This is a genomic window from Fluviicola sp. (assembly GCF_039596355.1).
GTDB lineage: Bacteria > Bacteroidota > Bacteroidia > Flavobacteriales_D > Crocinitomicaceae > Fluviicola.
This window is the reverse complement of sequence record NZ_JBCNJW010000005.1, coordinates 56,239-69,435: the sequence shown is the minus strand read 5'-3', so window position 1 is coordinate 69,435 and position 13,197 is coordinate 56,239. Positions and strand designations below refer to the sequence as shown.

Annotated in this window: 16 protein-coding genes; 1 reads left to right on the top strand and 15 read right to left on the bottom strand. The window is 44.4% G+C overall.

Annotation, left to right across the window (positions count from 1 at the left end; translation table 11 throughout):
* Positions 1 to 128 precede the first annotated feature (128 nt).
* The 10 genes from ABDV94_RS11565 to ABDV94_RS11520 all read right to left on the bottom strand — a co-directional run bounded on the left by ABDV94_RS11565 (position 129) and on the right by ABDV94_RS11520 (position 5,825).
* Complete coding sequence (locus ABDV94_RS11565; RefSeq protein ID WP_343747341.1) at positions 129 to 344, bottom strand: hypothetical protein; 216 nt, start codon at positions 342 to 344, stop codon at positions 129 to 131.
* 6 nt (positions 345 to 350) lie between these two features.
* Positions 351 to 1,148, bottom strand: a complete 798-nt coding sequence (locus ABDV94_RS11560; protein WP_343747340.1) for a DUF2268 domain-containing putative Zn-dependent protease — start codon at positions 1,146 to 1,148, stop codon at positions 351 to 353.
* 152 nt (positions 1,149 to 1,300) lie between these two features.
* Entirely contained in the window at positions 1,301 to 1,681 is a 381-nt protein-coding gene (locus tag ABDV94_RS11555) for a VOC family protein (protein ID WP_343747339.1), read from the bottom strand.
* Between the two features lie 47 nt (positions 1,682 to 1,728).
* A complete protein-coding gene (locus ABDV94_RS11550) occupies positions 1,729 to 2,460 on the bottom strand; it encodes a hypothetical protein (protein WP_343747338.1) in 732 nt (243 codons plus the stop codon).
* The gene (locus tag ABDV94_RS11545; protein WP_343747337.1) at positions 2,461 to 2,868 is read right to left on the bottom strand and encodes a hypothetical protein; all 408 of its coding nucleotides are present in this window, start codon (positions 2,866 to 2,868) and stop codon (positions 2,461 to 2,463) included.
* Positions 2,865 to 3,584, bottom strand: a complete 720-nt coding sequence (locus ABDV94_RS11540; RefSeq protein WP_343747336.1) for a hypothetical protein — start codon at positions 3,582 to 3,584, stop codon at positions 2,865 to 2,867. The genes ABDV94_RS11545 and ABDV94_RS11540 overlap by 4 nt, the downstream gene beginning before the upstream one ends.
* 51 nt (positions 3,585 to 3,635) lie before the next feature.
* Positions 3,636 to 4,034, bottom strand: coding sequence for a hypothetical protein (locus tag ABDV94_RS11535; RefSeq protein ID WP_343747335.1), 399 nt, complete (start codon positions 4,032 to 4,034; stop codon positions 3,636 to 3,638).
* A gap of 91 nt (positions 4,035 to 4,125) precedes the next feature.
* Complete coding sequence (locus ABDV94_RS11530) at positions 4,126 to 4,920, bottom strand: hypothetical protein (protein WP_343747334.1); 795 nt, start codon at positions 4,918 to 4,920, stop codon at positions 4,126 to 4,128.
* Between the two features lie 218 nt (positions 4,921 to 5,138).
* Entirely contained in the window at positions 5,139 to 5,276 is a 138-nt protein-coding gene (locus ABDV94_RS11525; RefSeq protein ID WP_343747333.1) for a hypothetical protein, read from the bottom strand.
* 84 nt (positions 5,277 to 5,360) lie between these two features.
* A complete protein-coding gene (locus ABDV94_RS11520) occupies positions 5,361 to 5,825 on the bottom strand; it encodes an SLATT domain-containing protein (protein WP_343747332.1) in 465 nt (154 codons plus the stop codon).
* A 324-nt stretch (positions 5,826 to 6,149) separates the two neighbouring features.
* Here ABDV94_RS11520 and metG point away from each other — a divergent pair, with 324 nt between their 5' ends.
* Positions 6,150 to 8,207 (top strand): methionine--tRNA ligase, encoded by a 2,058-nt coding sequence (metG, locus tag ABDV94_RS11515; RefSeq protein WP_343747331.1) that lies wholly within the window; start codon positions 6,150 to 6,152, stop codon positions 8,205 to 8,207.
* A 193-nt stretch (positions 8,208 to 8,400) separates the two neighbouring features.
* On the opposite strand, the gene ABDV94_RS11510 is transcribed toward metG, so the two are convergent.
* The 5 genes from ABDV94_RS11510 to ABDV94_RS11490 form a co-directional block, all read right to left on the bottom strand.
* Positions 8,401 to 9,597 carry an oxygenase MpaB family protein gene (locus tag ABDV94_RS11510; RefSeq protein WP_343747330.1) on the bottom strand — a complete coding sequence of 399 codons (1,197 nt, stop codon included), beginning with the start codon at positions 9,595 to 9,597 and terminating at the stop codon, positions 8,401 to 8,403.
* Positions 9,594 to 10,295 carry a DUF1003 domain-containing protein gene (locus ABDV94_RS11505; RefSeq protein WP_343747329.1) on the bottom strand — a complete coding sequence of 234 codons (702 nt, stop codon included), beginning with the start codon at positions 10,293 to 10,295 and terminating at the stop codon, positions 9,594 to 9,596. Before ABDV94_RS11505 ends, ABDV94_RS11510 begins: the two co-directional genes overlap by 4 nt.
* 99 nt (positions 10,296 to 10,394) lie before the next feature.
* On the bottom strand, positions 10,395 to 11,003 hold the full coding sequence (locus ABDV94_RS11500) for a hypothetical protein (RefSeq protein ID WP_343747328.1): 609 nt from the start codon (positions 11,001 to 11,003) through the stop codon (positions 10,395 to 10,397).
* A gap of 182 nt (positions 11,004 to 11,185) precedes the next feature.
* The gene (locus ABDV94_RS11495; protein ID WP_343747327.1) at positions 11,186 to 11,725 is read right to left on the bottom strand and encodes an STM3941 family protein; all 540 of its coding nucleotides are present in this window, start codon (positions 11,723 to 11,725) and stop codon (positions 11,186 to 11,188) included.
* Between the two features lie 73 nt (positions 11,726 to 11,798).
* Complete coding sequence (locus ABDV94_RS11490) at positions 11,799 to 13,124, bottom strand: PhoH family protein (protein ID WP_343747326.1); 1,326 nt, start codon at positions 13,122 to 13,124, stop codon at positions 11,799 to 11,801.
* Positions 13,125 to 13,197: the final 73 nt, after the last annotated feature.

The window sequence follows — 13,197 nt, the reverse complement described above, 5'->3', positions numbered from 1 at the left end:
ACAGAAAAGGAATCGGATTTCACAGGGCTTGTAACGCATTCATTCCTCAGGAGTTGTAAAAAGAATTGCCTGAAAAGACGAATAGACATCCATCTATTAGCCCTGTAGCAGCAAGGGTTTCAGTCCAATCAATCCGGATCAAGTACATCCTCCGGTTTTTTTCTTTTCGCCTGTTGTTTTCGCACCTGAAACAGGGTGAGACCGAATGCGCTGCTCAGGATAAATCCGGCAAACATCAAAATCATTCCTTTTGCCAGATGCCTGTGTCCGGCGAATTGGGTGATAATCGTCCCTGAAATCAGCAGAATTAACCCGATCAGAAAGTAAATCTTTATTTTATGCATCCCTTTTTAGTTACCCAAACCACTCAGCTTATAAATTTCCTCCGGCGATTTTTCAAACAAGTCTCTCCAGGAATTTTTCCCGAATTTTTGAACGTAGTTTTTGACGATTTGATACCCGAGGTAATACCCGATGGCTCCGGGCATCTTTTCATTAATTTTTTCGCCCCTGTTCCGGAAAACATTGATTACCGCACCGTCTGTTGAAGACCCATAACCGGCCAGGAATTTTTTCAGGGTTTCGAGGTTTTTGTCGCAAAGCTGCACTTCTACTTCGGAATAGCCCAGGTTTTCAGCCAATGTATACTTTTTACCCCAGTATTTTTCGTTCATCCAAACAGCAAATCCTTCACCCACAACTGCAGTCAGAACACTCGTGTTTTGATAGGCTTCATTCACATTGGTCATGATTTGATGCGTGAGCTCATGCGGAAACATGCGCAGAATGCGCTCGTTGGAACTGTTGCTGCTGTGAGCCAGGTCGATCAGCATGGCAAAATCACCCAATCCGCCGAGGTCTGTCCATGCCGGACCGTAAACGATGTACCATTTTCCTTTGGGTTGGTAACCGGTTAGTTGAGCCATTTTTTGAGCGGTTTCCCGAAACTGCCGTGTGAGCAATTTCCCGTCGATCAGGTCATTTTTCTTCTTCCATTCCGGCAAAAGACTCATTGCTTCGTTCATCCAGGATGCAACAGCTTCGGCATCTCCCAGGTAACCGTTCCAGAATTCGGCATAGGGAGTGTAAACGGAATCCGCAAAAACCTGCTTTCGTGTAAGGGAATCTGCATGCTCATAACGTTCCATGAGTTGCAGCTGCTTTTGCGAAATATCGATTAATTCAAGTGAATTTTGCGTAAAAGCCGTAAAATTTAGACCGCATAAGAAAAGAAGTGAGCGTAGCTTCATGGTGTTTTTTGTATATGACGACCGGACCGTTCACGAAGTTACAAGAGCATTCAACTTTTGTTAATTCTCCACGGCGGATTAATCCTGTTTTCACCGGCATAGAACAAAATCAGCTGATTTCCGTCCGGGTCTTTCAGATAAGCTTCCCGCCACAACCAGGTTTGATCTTTTGGTAATACATCGAATAGCATCCCTGCTGCGCAGAGGTTTTCAACGGTTTGATCCAGGTTTTCGCATTCAAAATAAACGGAAACTCCTGCTCCGGCAGGTCGCTCTTCAGCCAGGTGAACGGAGAACGTAGCATTTCCATCGGGGCAGAGGAAACGGGCGTAGTGGGGTGATTTTACGATTAATTCCAGCCCCAGTTTTTGGTAAAACGCGATGGATCGTTCGATGTCGGAAGAGGGGACAGTGACCTGGTTTAGATTCATTTTTTCGTTCTTTTAAGTTGAATTTAGCGAATAAAAGCTTTTTTATATTAACTGAGCAAATAGTACTTGATCATTAACCGATCCTTGTTTCTCCATTTGATCCATCCCGACCGGATGGGGTGGACGGTATCTGTTTCGTCGCAGTTGTCGGTAGAGGAAATTTCAATCCAATTGCCCTGCATGGATTTCACTTCGAAGCAGTCTGCACCTTCATACGGCATTTCCGGAGTATCATCGGAAGGGTTTGAGTGTATTTTTTGCGGGTAATCGGGAATTCGTTCCACACTAAACATCCCGGAAAGAAAGGTTTTCCAGTCGGAGAACACGCGCTGAGTGTCTTTTTTGATCCAGTAGCTTTTCCCGCTGTCGTTGTTCACGATTACTTTGAACCAGTTTCCCTGTTTTTCCGTGCAGCGAAAGAAGAAAAAGGAGTAATCCAGCCACAATACTTCGGGTTTCATCCATTTTTCCTGTTCTTCCAGGTCGGCGATATTCCAGCCGTTAGTGACTTTATCGTCAAAGAACCGAATGATTTTTACGGGATTCTTTTCAATCGGTTCGTCGTAAAAACGCACAATGGTTTTATCATTGAATTTGATTCCGACCACACCGATTCCCAGGCTTGGTTTCATGATTTCCGTCTGTGGATCGGAAACCGCTATTTTCAAAGAGTCTGCCGGCTGTTGCGAATCGGCTTCCTGTTGAATCGTCTCCGGTTTATCGCCGGAACATGCCGAAAGAATCAGCAGTATTGATGCTAGACAGCAGTATTTTTTCATTTATTCGGATTTCTTTTCGGGAGTAATCAAATAACCCAGGATACAACCCAGTGCCAGGCTTAAAAGAATCAGGCGGAGATATAATTGAGCACGTGCTTCGTAACCGTGTTCCACTTCATAGTTGTAAAGCAGGTTTTGGCTGTTTTCGAGGTAGATAACCAACACAAGGAAGAGAAACATGAGGGTTGTCTGAAACCAAATGTGCCGGCGTTTGCGTTTGGTGAATTGTTCCACGATGAGTTTGAAAATCAGTGCAAATAAGGCACAACCAAAATACCCGACGACCAGTGCCAGAAACACGACTCCGATCACGGCACCTTCCGGCGGACCGGGATTCCAGTCAGCACGTGCCGGGAAAACAAACAGGAATCCTGCCAGTAATAAAATGAGTGATTTCAGCCGCTTCATTTTTCTCCATTAATCTGTGAAGCCAGTTTTTCTGCTTCCTTCACCGAAAAATTACCGCTGATCTCCGTTTCTCCACCACTGATTTCCATATTTACCAATGGACAGGAAAGCACTTTTTGATCCATCGTCACAGCAATATAGCGGTTGATATTCTTGCGTGTCATCTGTCTCCACTTATTTGCTCCTTCCTTCGTCATGCTGATGTTAATGACCGGCTGGCCCGTCTGAGCGGAAAGACTGTGCCGCGCCAGTTGAATGTCTTTTCCGTTTATGGGAGCTTCTCCGCTATCCGGAACCCTGACAGCATACAGCGCAAACATTTTTTGATTGTTCGGAGCAGATTCCAACCCGTAAGACCACATAAATTCAAGGTTTTCGGGAAGCTTTTCTTTAAATGCCTTATCGGAAAGCCGCAGTTTCACAGCAGGGACATCTGCTTCACGCACATAACCGAAGGCATTGCTTTCTCCCAGCTGCACCAGGTTTTCCAGGGTTCTTTCGGACAGTTGCTGTGAGGATGTATTTGACAGAGAATCTTGTTCTTTTGACCAGTTGCAGGCTGCCCGCCAGGAGTCGAGCATTTCACTTGTTTGGTAAGTCTCAAAAAACTGGATATTTCCCCGTTTGAGGTTTTTGGGCATTAGCGGTTGTTCCGGCCCGGAAGCACAGGAAATGAAGAAAGCAGGGATCAACAGGAAAAGTAAACATTTGTTCATGTCGGGTTATTTAGTGTTTAATGAACCATAAAGATAGCGTTTGCCGGTTACTTATACTTTATGCAAAGTGATTTCCGTTCCGGAATCAATGACCATTTCCCAGTTTCCGTTCGGTGTTTGGTACGGAGCTTTTTTGATCTTCAGTTTAAACCGTTTGTGATTGTTGCCGCTTCCTACATACAGCACATTTCCCTTTTTGTTAATGACTGCTTTTCCACTCGTGAGTTCCTGGCAGTTACAGGAATTGCAGTTGATTTGGCACAGGAACCCGTATTCACTTTGTTTTCCGTTGATCTTGAGGTAAATTTCCCTTTCTTCTCCATCCGAGATGACAGTTTCGGAGTGCCATTCGCCAATGTAGTTTGGATCGTAATCGCCGGCATATTTCTTACACGTACAGATTGTCACTAACAGAAAAACCGGCAGAATAACGTGTGTGATTAGTCTCATGTCGTTGAATTTAGAGGTATTTCAAACGAAAGATAATCTAAAATTCGAAAAGGGGTCTACTCGGGTGAGTAAAACCCCGGTTTGAAAGAAGTTATGCTGTTTTGATTTTTTTCCCGAAGGTGTAAGAAAAGACTACCGAAAAGTTCATCACCCGGTTTTCATTGTAAAGTTCATACAGGAAATCATATCCTTTTGAGGGAACCATGACCAGTCCGTTGTGAAGGGATTTTTGCGCTTTGTTGAACTGGAACGAGCACAGTGCACCGATGCTGAATCCGGGGATTTTCCGGATAGGACTGAAATTCGCACCGACATCTGCCGTCAGGTAGAAGAAATTCGGCAGTTTGGTCTCGTTATCCCACAATTCGGCATAGACAACATCTGTTGATTCGGGGTCCCGGTGTTTGGTAATGTTCGAGTCGATTTTTTTATAAGTGTTCATCAAGATTCCCGGTGCTACTCCAAAGAAGAAATCACCGCTTTTTCCGTTTTTGGTTTTGAAATCCATACCCAGCAGAATTGGAACGGTTAAACCTGTATATTTCTGCTCCCAGACAAAGGGATTCGGGTAATCGTAAATCTCCGGGACTTGATTGTAAGCAGTTACGACCTTCTTGAATTGGTTGAAACGAATCCCGGTTTTGATGAAGAATTGGTCTTCGACATAGAATTTATTGGTGAATTCAAATCCGAAACTTGCTTTTCTGTTTTCGATGCCGAAGCGTCCGTCGTTCAGATGTGAGAAGTTTTTGGTATAGGTGTATGTTCCCAAAAGGGAAATGGTGGGCCGGAAAAGGGGAGGTCTTTCGAATCCGGATGAAAAGGCCAGATTCGCTCCGCAGATTGCAAACAAGGTGAGCAACTTCCATTTTTGAGAGATATGCATGTTGTAGATTTTAGAGGTGAAAATAAAAATGTGTGTACCTAAATTGAATTCAATCAGCGGGAAAACGGTTTCTGGATCAATATATTGTTTTGGTGTTTTTTGGAGGGATTGGGTTTGGAGCGGTTGATCGGGATTATAAATGTGTAAAATTGGATAGTGGACGGGCAATTTTTTCCTGATTTTTAGATTCATTATTTCCCCAAAACACCTCTTTCAATTTACATCTCAACGAAATCCAGCGACGCATTCAACTCCATGAACTGAATAACGTAAAGCTGAACCGATCCTTTTTCCACCATCAGGTAATCGTCGGAATTTGTAGCTCCGAAAAACCTCGAAGTCCTGTTGATCAACATAGAAATCCCGGGTTTTCTGTTTGTTCCACATGGGAAGTTTGTGGGTGAACAGAGGTGAACATTCTTTCGTATGTTTTGAGAAAATTAAAGCTTGCGTTTGAATTTCTTCATTTTTTTGTCAGAAACAGGGGTAGAGCTATTTCGTATATTATTCCACTTTGCCTCTATTCTTTTTATTTCTGACTCCATGTTTTTGTTTTCATTAAACGTCGCTAATAATTCAAGTTCCTTTCTTATTTCTGCATATTGATTTCCTGAATTATGGCACTGATTGGCAATTTCAGGGAGCTTTAAAAAAGCCATTATACTGGCCAGTATGGTCGCCGATAAACTGGTTAATCCAACTAAAATAACTAGTTCTGGGTTTAATTCTTGCTTGCCCAGCGATGCAAAAATGCTTGATCCAACTATTCCGGAAAGAACTGCCGAAACAATTCCGATAATTCGGTGTCTCCTTCTTAATTTATCTGCCTCGGATAAATAACATTTAAGTAAGATTTTTGCGTCCTCAATCCAATTTTGGATTAATTGAGATTGTTCCTGTGTCATATTGCTGTAGTAATTCTAATACCCAAACCTACGAATCAGTAAAAACCACGGCAACCGTATTTTCCACATATCTGTACCGTGGTTTACCACATTTATACGCTTTGCGCACTCTGCTCCTTTGCGTTTAAAAAGAAGAGTGTGCAATTTCCCGGATTTGTTTGCCAGAACACTCCAGATCTTCGCGGTTCATTCCCAAAGCGGAAATAACCGTATTTGCTTTCTGTAGCTCTTACGTGAAATCTTAGCACAATTCGGAATACAATTTTTCCTAACCCTTAATCGTCCATCAAAGAGGGAGAAGTAAATTTTCCTAATTTTGTATCTATGAATAAATCGAAATTTACCGTAACAGCCGCTTTGCCGTACGCAAACGGTCCCCTCCATTTAGGGCACGTGGCTGGAGTGTATTTACCAGCCGACATTTTTGTGCGTTTCCTGCGTTCAAACGGACACGACGTTGCGTTCATCTGCGGATCGGATGAGCATGGTGCAGCGATCACCCTGCGTGCGAAGAAAGAGGGAATCACACCCCGCGAAATCGTGGACAAATACAACAAGATCATCGGTGATTCATTCATGCAGTTCGGAATTTCATTCGATATTTTCCACCGCACTTCCGCACCGATTCACATCGAAACGGCACAGGAATTCTTCAAAGTACTGGAAAAAAACGGAAAATTCATCGAGGAAACAACCGAGCAGTATTTCGACGAAGAGTTTCAGCAGTTTTTAGCTGACAGATATATTACCGGAGATTGTCCGAACTGTGGAAACAGCGGAGCTTATGGGGATCAGTGTGAAAAATGTGGTTCTGCCCTGAGCCCGACAGACTTATTGAACCCGGTTTCTACCCTGAGCGGGAAAACGCCGGTTTTGAAAAGTACTTCCCACTGGTTCTTGCCGATGGACCGCCACGAAGAATGGCTGCGTCCGTGGATCAAAGAAGGAATCCTGGATGGAAAGCAGCAACACGATCCGAAAGCATGGAGAAACCAGGTGATCGGGCAGTGTTTGTCGTGGATCGACGGAGGTTTGCGTCCGCGTGCAATGACGCGTGATTTGGATTGGGGAGTTCCCGTTCCGCTTCCGAATGCAGAAGGAAAAGTGCTTTACGTGTGGCTGGATGCCCCGATCGGGTATATTTCTGCAACGAAGCAATGGGCACTTGACAACGGAAAAGACTGGAAAGATTACTGGTGCAACGAAGAGCGCAAACTCGTGCATTTCATCGGGAAAGACAATATCGTCTTCCACGCGATCATTTTCCCGATCCTGCTCAAAGACCACGGAGGCTTCATTTTGCCTGACAACGTACCGGCTTACGAGTTTCTCAATCTCGAAGGAGACAAATTCTCTACTTCGCGCAACTGGGCGGTTTGGCTGCACGAATACCTCGAAAGATATCCGGACAAGATCGATGAATTGAAATACACGCTCACAGCCATTGCTCCTGAAACCAAAGATGCGGAGTTTACCTGGAAAGAATACCAGGCACGTGTAAACAATGAATTGGCAGACATCCTCGGGAATTTCATCAACCGGGCGCTGGTTCTGACCCAAAAATATTACGAAGGAAAAGTGCCTGCCTGCGGAGAACTGACAGCAGAGGATCAGCAGGTTTTGGACGAAATGAAAGCCATTCCGCAGCGCATTGCCGATTTGGTATACCAATACAAACTCCGCGATGCCCAGGCTGAAGCGATGTTGCTGGCACGTATCGGGAATAAGTACCTGGCAGACAATGAGCCGTGGAAATTGGTAAAAACTGATCCGAAGCGCGTGGAAACGATCATGAACATTGCGTTGCAAATCACGGCAAACCTTGGTTTGGTACTGGATCCGTTCCTGCCTGAAACTGCAGCAAAAATCCGCGGTTTCGTGGGTATCGGTGCACAAAGCTGGGATCAATCCGGAAGCATTTTACTGCATGCTGGTAACCAAACCAATGCACCGGTTATTTTGTTCCAGAAGATCGATGACGAATTCGTGGCAAAAGAAGTCGAATTATTGCACGCTTCACAGCCGGTTGCCGCAACGAACTTCCCGCCTCAGAAGGAAGAAACATCGTTTGAGGACTTCACGAAAATGGACATCCGTTTGGGAACCATTGTAGATGCAATCCGCGTTCCGAAGGCCGACAAACTGTTGCAATTGACTGTAAACACGGGAATTGACACCCGAACGATTGTTTCCGGAATTGCAGAGCACTACGCTCCGGAAGAAGTAATCGGGAAAACGGTAGCGGTTTTGATGAACCTGGCACCGAGAAAGATCCGCGGAGTAGAATCGCAGGGAATGATCCTGATGGCTGAAAACGAAGAAGGGAAACTGAGCTTCATGATTCCTGAAAAAGGATTCGAAGCCGGTGGTGAAATCCGATAGAATCTCATATTCAAAGAAATAACGGAACCCTGATCAGCATACGGTCAGGGTTTTTGTTTGGGAGTACCCTTTTTTCCGCAGGGGATCGTGGAAATGAGACTTGACTTTTGGAAGGGTCTTTGACGATAAAATTTTTCTGAAACAGGTTACATATGCTTTATTTAATCCGAATACAGATGAATCATAAAACGCATTAATCTTCTACAGGTTTTTTTTCATGACTGACCAGGTAAGCATTCACCACTTTCGTCTGCCGTTTGCGGTTGCGTGCAACGGATCGCAGGTAACTTTTTTCTGAACGGTGCACAAAAGACTGGCTCAAACGAATGAGAAATGCTTGTGTTGGAGGAAAAAACCGCCAGTTGGTATCGGGAAGGAGCATGGTATCACACGATGTTTTTCCGAGGAAAAAGCGGCTGTAGCTCAGGTGAGTGTTGTAAACCAGCTTCTTCTGCCAGTTTTTTGCCGGAAAAGGCCCTTCGATGGGTTCGATAACCAATGCTTTTGCCAGTGCCAGTGTATCTTCGTCGGCCGGAGGTTGTGTAATGGTCCAGGAATAAATGGCGCGAATGGCATCCGATTCGTTTTCCGGAAGGTATGCTTCAGGAATTCCGAGCAGGTAACCAACATATTTCCAGAAATGAAACAACCCTTCAATTTCCTTTTCCGTAATGCGCATTCCGAGTTTCCGGATTCCGTCCAGGAAGATAATTGAGAAACCCAGGTTGGTTGCGATCATGTCCCACTGATTCAAAGGAGCACCCCAGTCGGCTTCCTGCCACTTTCCTTCGTCGAGGATGCTCACGCGTGCATAAGCATGCATCAAACGGACTTTCAAACATTCTTTCAGGCCGTTTTCGGGCTTTCTGAGCGCATTTTCCCCGATAATCCTTACCCAGAACTCAGTTGTTTCCGTTAAGCGCTTGGCTGCACCCTTTTTCAAGGCTCCTGTAAACACCAGCGGTTTATTGATCGCAGAAGATTCGTAACCACCCATCAAACAGTAGTTGCGAAGTACCATGAGTCCCAATGAGCCGGATCTGCGGCACAGAGATGCACCTGCTTCCAGCAATTCGGGGTTTAACCACGACGGAGTATGCGTTATTTCGCTGACAAGTTCTTTCAGGCAGTCAGGGCATTCTACCCTGGTATCACCACGAAGCAAAGCTTCAATCCAGGCATCTGCTTGTCTGAAACCATGTGCCTGGTATACTTCCCGGATGACCTGATCTGCCTGAGAATCAATCTCAAACAACCGGGGAATCAGGAGTTCGATCTCCGCTTTTTCAGGGAAAGTTCCCCGGAGACGTTTGGAAAGTTCTTTCCCGTTTCCGGATTTCCAGTAAACGGAAAATCCCGGGGAAGGATAATAGAACCGGGAGGGAATCATGCTTTGCGGCCTTTATGTTCCAGCAGCAAATCTTTCATGGTATCCATCTGGATTTTCTGCATCTCCAGTAATTCCTGTTGTTGGTGAATGATGAGATGGTCTATTTTTTCATGAAGCAGACGGATTTCAACTTCCGATTTCAGGTTGATCATGTAGTCTTTTTTGGAGCGTTCCCGGTCTTTTTCTTCCTGCCGGTTCTGGCTCATCATAATCACGGGAGCCTGGAGTGCCGCCAGACAGGACAAAATGAGGTTCAGCAAAATGAAAGGATAAGGGTCGAAACCTTTGTTCAGTAGAATAAATGCATTCAATGCGATCCAAAGCAGCAGGAAAATCACAAAGGAAATGATGAAAGTCCAGCTTCCGCCGAAGGTCGCTACTTTATCAGCAACGCGCTGACCAAGTGTGTCTTTGCCCATCGATTCTTCCAATTGGTCGGAAAGAAGCTTTTTGTCGTTCAGTGAATCCAGGACGGTCTTGTCGAGAGAAGAAAGTTCGCCGAGCTGTTCTTCCATCATGTTGGACAGGTACTTTTGACGGTACTCATTGAGTTCGTCAATTGCCAGGAAATGGTTGTCCGAAAATTCCGGATAATCTTTCTGAATCAGTGTTAAAATGCTTCCGCGGATGGTTCTGGCCGAAATGCGCTCTGCCAGCGGGAACTGCTTCTTGGATAGATCACTGAGAAAAGTATTCATATACGAAATGAATTAGTATCGGGTGAATGTACGCAGAAAGAATGTAATTCAACGAAAAATGCCCCGAAAACCGGGGCATTTCAACATTTATTAACGCGTTTATTTCAAGCTTTTGATGATGAATGCCGCAAGCATTTTTCCGCCTTTTGCATACGATTCCGCGATGCGTGTACCGGTGTCGAAATCCATTCCCATGGCTTGTGCTCCAGGCACCATTTTTTGAGACAATCTTGCCAATACTTTGGTTTCGTCGTTTTTATCCACGAAGATGTATTCGAAGGAAACCGCTGCAGCTTTGCTCATGACCCCTACGTTAAAGCCAGGCTCAATGAATTTGGTTTTAACGATCAGCGTGTATTCTGCGTTTTCGTTGCCTCTGCTTGCTTTCACTTTATTTCCTGAAAGCCCTTTCTCCAGCAATTCTTCAAACTTTTCAGGGAAACGCACTTCTTTATCGCGCTCCCAGGACTCTGACCATTTGTCGCCTCGTCCGGCTTCTTTGTCGTTCAGTTCCTTAATCCGTTTGTCCTTGTAGGATTTTTCAGAAGGATAGTCGCCTACTTCCAGTGCAGAAAAATCGTAAACGACGTTTAATTCCGTTACATTCTTCAGGAAGCCGAGGTCTCCTTCAAGCAGCATAATTTTTTGGGCATTGGACACGGCCGAAAAGCCAAAAACCAATCCAATCAGACAGATTAATTTTTTCATACGTTCAGTTATTAGATGACTAAAACTACCATTTTTTTTGTAAAAATTTAAAAGCTAAAATATTTCAAGACAGCATTTTACAAAAAATGCGTCATTTGTCGTATGAAACCGGTTCACGGCTTCGCGAAGTCGGGACATTTGAAAACTGTCAGACCTGATTTTACCAAACCGGTGTTGTTTTTTCACTTCTTATATTCATTCAATTTTTCAACTAACAATTTATGTAAGTCGTCAAAGTTTGTCCGTAATGCATTAGAAGAAATACTTATGGGTGAACCATAGGTTTTATTATTCATTTTCATTGCATTTCTCTTCATAGCATTGGTGACTTTATCTAAATAATCTTGCGGATTTCTTACGATAAGCATTAGAAATTTTTGGTTCATAACTTGTGAAACTTTAATTTCGTCGATATCTGTCCAGGGAATAAATCCTGCTGAAACACCACTTGAATTGTCTGTGATGCCTTCTCTGTTTATTATCAACCCTGCTGTCTTATCTGAAAATTTACGGAGAATTGTTACGGCAACAAATCCAAAGAATATTATTGAAACAAGTCCAACTATAAAAATGGCTGTCGGGTTACCAACTATTGGATTGCCAATTTTTGGTGGATTTATTAAAAACCAAAGTCCAAGTCCAACAAACATAATTGCACCAAGTAGTCTCAATAGCATTTTGGTTTTGCTTAAAGGAATTTCAATCTGTTCTTTGTTTGTCATAGTGTCAGCTGCTGTATTGTTTCGGTGTTGCTTCTTTACCATAACTGCCCGCAACAAAATCCGTGAAATTGACCTACAATAATTCGTTTGCCAGGTTTGCCAGTTCGGAGCGTTCTCCTTTTTCCAGGCGCACGTGCGCAAACAGGTTTTGTCCCTTCAGTCGGTCGATGAGGTAAGCCAGCCCATTACTGTTTTCATCCAGGTATGGCGTATCGATCTGGTGAACGTCTCCCGTGAATACGATTTTGGTTCCTTCGCCTGCACGTGTGATGATTGTTTTCACTTCATGCGGAGTGAGGTTTTGTGCTTCGTCGACAATGAACAGGATGTTGGATAAACTTCTACCACGGATAAATGCCAGTGGTGTGATGAGAATCCGGCCGCTTTCCTGCATTTCAACAATGTGTTTGTGGCGTTTCTCGTTTTCACCGAACTGCGATTTGATAAACTTCAGGTTGTCCCAAAGCGGCTCCATGTACGGCCCGATTTTATCGTTGGCATCACCCGGAAGGAACCCGATTTCTTTGTTTGAAAGCGGTACCAGCGGACGTGCAAGAATGATTTGCTGGAAAAGTTTGTGCTGTTCCAGGGCTGCCGCCAAAGCAAGGAGGGTTTTTCCCGTTCCGGCAACTCCCTGCAACGCAACCAACTTGATGTTGTTATTCATCAGGGCATTGATGGCAAAGGCCTGTTCCGCATTCTTCGGCTTGATTCCGGAAGTATATTCTTTTTCGACGCGCTGTAAGGTATCGGTCAACGGATCAAAATACGCCAGTCCGGAGCTTTTCCCGTTTTTCAGGATGTAATATCCGTTTGCCACCTTCTGGTTCCCCAGGATGCCGGCTTCTTCAATCGTTCCTTTCAAAAAGAGCTGCTTGATCGTTTCGGATTCGATTCCTTCGATGGTTGAACTGGAGGTCTGCTCCAGCGTATTGGAATGAACCTTTCCTGTTTCGTAGTCTTCTGCCAGGATTCCGAGCGCCTTTGCTTTGATGCGCAGGTTGATGTCTTTGGTAACCAGGATGACCTCTTTTTTCGGGTCTTGTTCCTTCACCGCCAGAGTCGCGTTAATGATCTTGTGGTCGTTTTTTCCCGAACCATAGACATCTTCCGCATCTTCCCCTTTCGGATGTGTGTCCAAAAGTACCCGGAATTTCCCCATGTTTGGCCCTAAAGAAATCCATTGCTGCAGATTTCCGGTAGCGGAAATTTTGTCAATGAAGCGAATCACCTCACGTGCTGAAAAATTCTTGGTATCGTTCCCGATCTTGAATTTGTCCAGCTCTTCCAATACAGTAATCGGGATTGCTACATCGTGAACTTCGAAGTTCATAATCGCATCGTGGTCATGTAGCAGAACCGAAGTGTCTAATACAAATAGTTTGTTCTTTTTAGCCATGCTGAAGTATTTGTATTAAAGTACTTTTTTAAGTGCTCCGTTACACGACTTCCGGTTCAAACTTATTGACAAC

What these genes read in the sequence shown, in the direction of transcription:
- ABDV94_RS11490 (WP_343747326.1), bottom strand. Translation starts at nt 13,124, where the DNA reads ATGGCTAAAAAGAACAAACTATTTGTATTAGACACTTCGGTTCTGCTA.
- metG (WP_343747331.1), top strand. Translation starts at nt 6,150, where the DNA reads ATGAATAAATCGAAATTTACCGTAACAGCCGCTTTGCCGTACGCAAAC.
- ABDV94_RS11550 (WP_343747338.1), bottom strand. Translation starts at nt 2,460, where the DNA reads ATGAAAAAATACTGCTGTCTAGCATCAATACTGCTGATTCTTTCGGCA.
- ABDV94_RS11500 (WP_343747328.1), bottom strand. Translation starts at nt 11,003, where the DNA reads ATGAAAAAATTAATCTGTCTGATTGGATTGGTTTTTGGCTTTTCGGCC.
- ABDV94_RS11560 (WP_343747340.1), bottom strand. Translation starts at nt 1,148, where the DNA reads ATGGAACGTTATGAGCATGCAGATTCCCTTACACGAAAGCAGGTTTTT.
- ABDV94_RS11555 (WP_343747339.1), bottom strand. Translation starts at nt 1,681, where the DNA reads ATGAATCTAAACCAGGTCACTGTCCCCTCTTCCGACATCGAACGATCC.
- ABDV94_RS11540 (WP_343747336.1), bottom strand. Translation starts at nt 3,584, where the DNA reads ATGAACAAATGTTTACTTTTCCTGTTGATCCCTGCTTTCTTCATTTCC.
- ABDV94_RS11510 (WP_343747330.1), bottom strand. Translation starts at nt 9,597, where the DNA reads ATGATTCCCTCCCGGTTCTATTATCCTTCCCCGGGATTTTCCGTTTAC.
- ABDV94_RS11535 (WP_343747335.1), bottom strand. Translation starts at nt 4,034, where the DNA reads ATGAGACTAATCACACACGTTATTCTGCCGGTTTTTCTGTTAGTGACA.
- ABDV94_RS11525 (WP_343747333.1), bottom strand. Translation starts at nt 5,276, where the DNA reads ATGTTGATCAACAGGACTTCGAGGTTTTTCGGAGCTACAAATTCCGAC.
- ABDV94_RS11565 (WP_343747341.1), bottom strand. Translation starts at nt 344, where the DNA reads ATGCATAAAATAAAGATTTACTTTCTGATCGGGTTAATTCTGCTGATT.
- ABDV94_RS11505 (WP_343747329.1), bottom strand. Translation starts at nt 10,295, where the DNA reads ATGAATACTTTTCTCAGTGATCTATCCAAGAAGCAGTTCCCGCTGGCA.
- ABDV94_RS11520 (WP_343747332.1), bottom strand. Translation starts at nt 5,825, where the DNA reads ATGACACAGGAACAATCTCAATTAATCCAAAATTGGATTGAGGACGCA.
- ABDV94_RS11545 (WP_343747337.1), bottom strand. Translation starts at nt 2,868, where the DNA reads ATGAAGCGGCTGAAATCACTCATTTTATTACTGGCAGGATTCCTGTTT.
- ABDV94_RS11495 (WP_343747327.1), bottom strand. Translation starts at nt 11,725, where the DNA reads ATGACAAACAAAGAACAGATTGAAATTCCTTTAAGCAAAACCAAAATG.
- ABDV94_RS11530 (WP_343747334.1), bottom strand. Translation starts at nt 4,920, where the DNA reads ATGCATATCTCTCAAAAATGGAAGTTGCTCACCTTGTTTGCAATCTGC.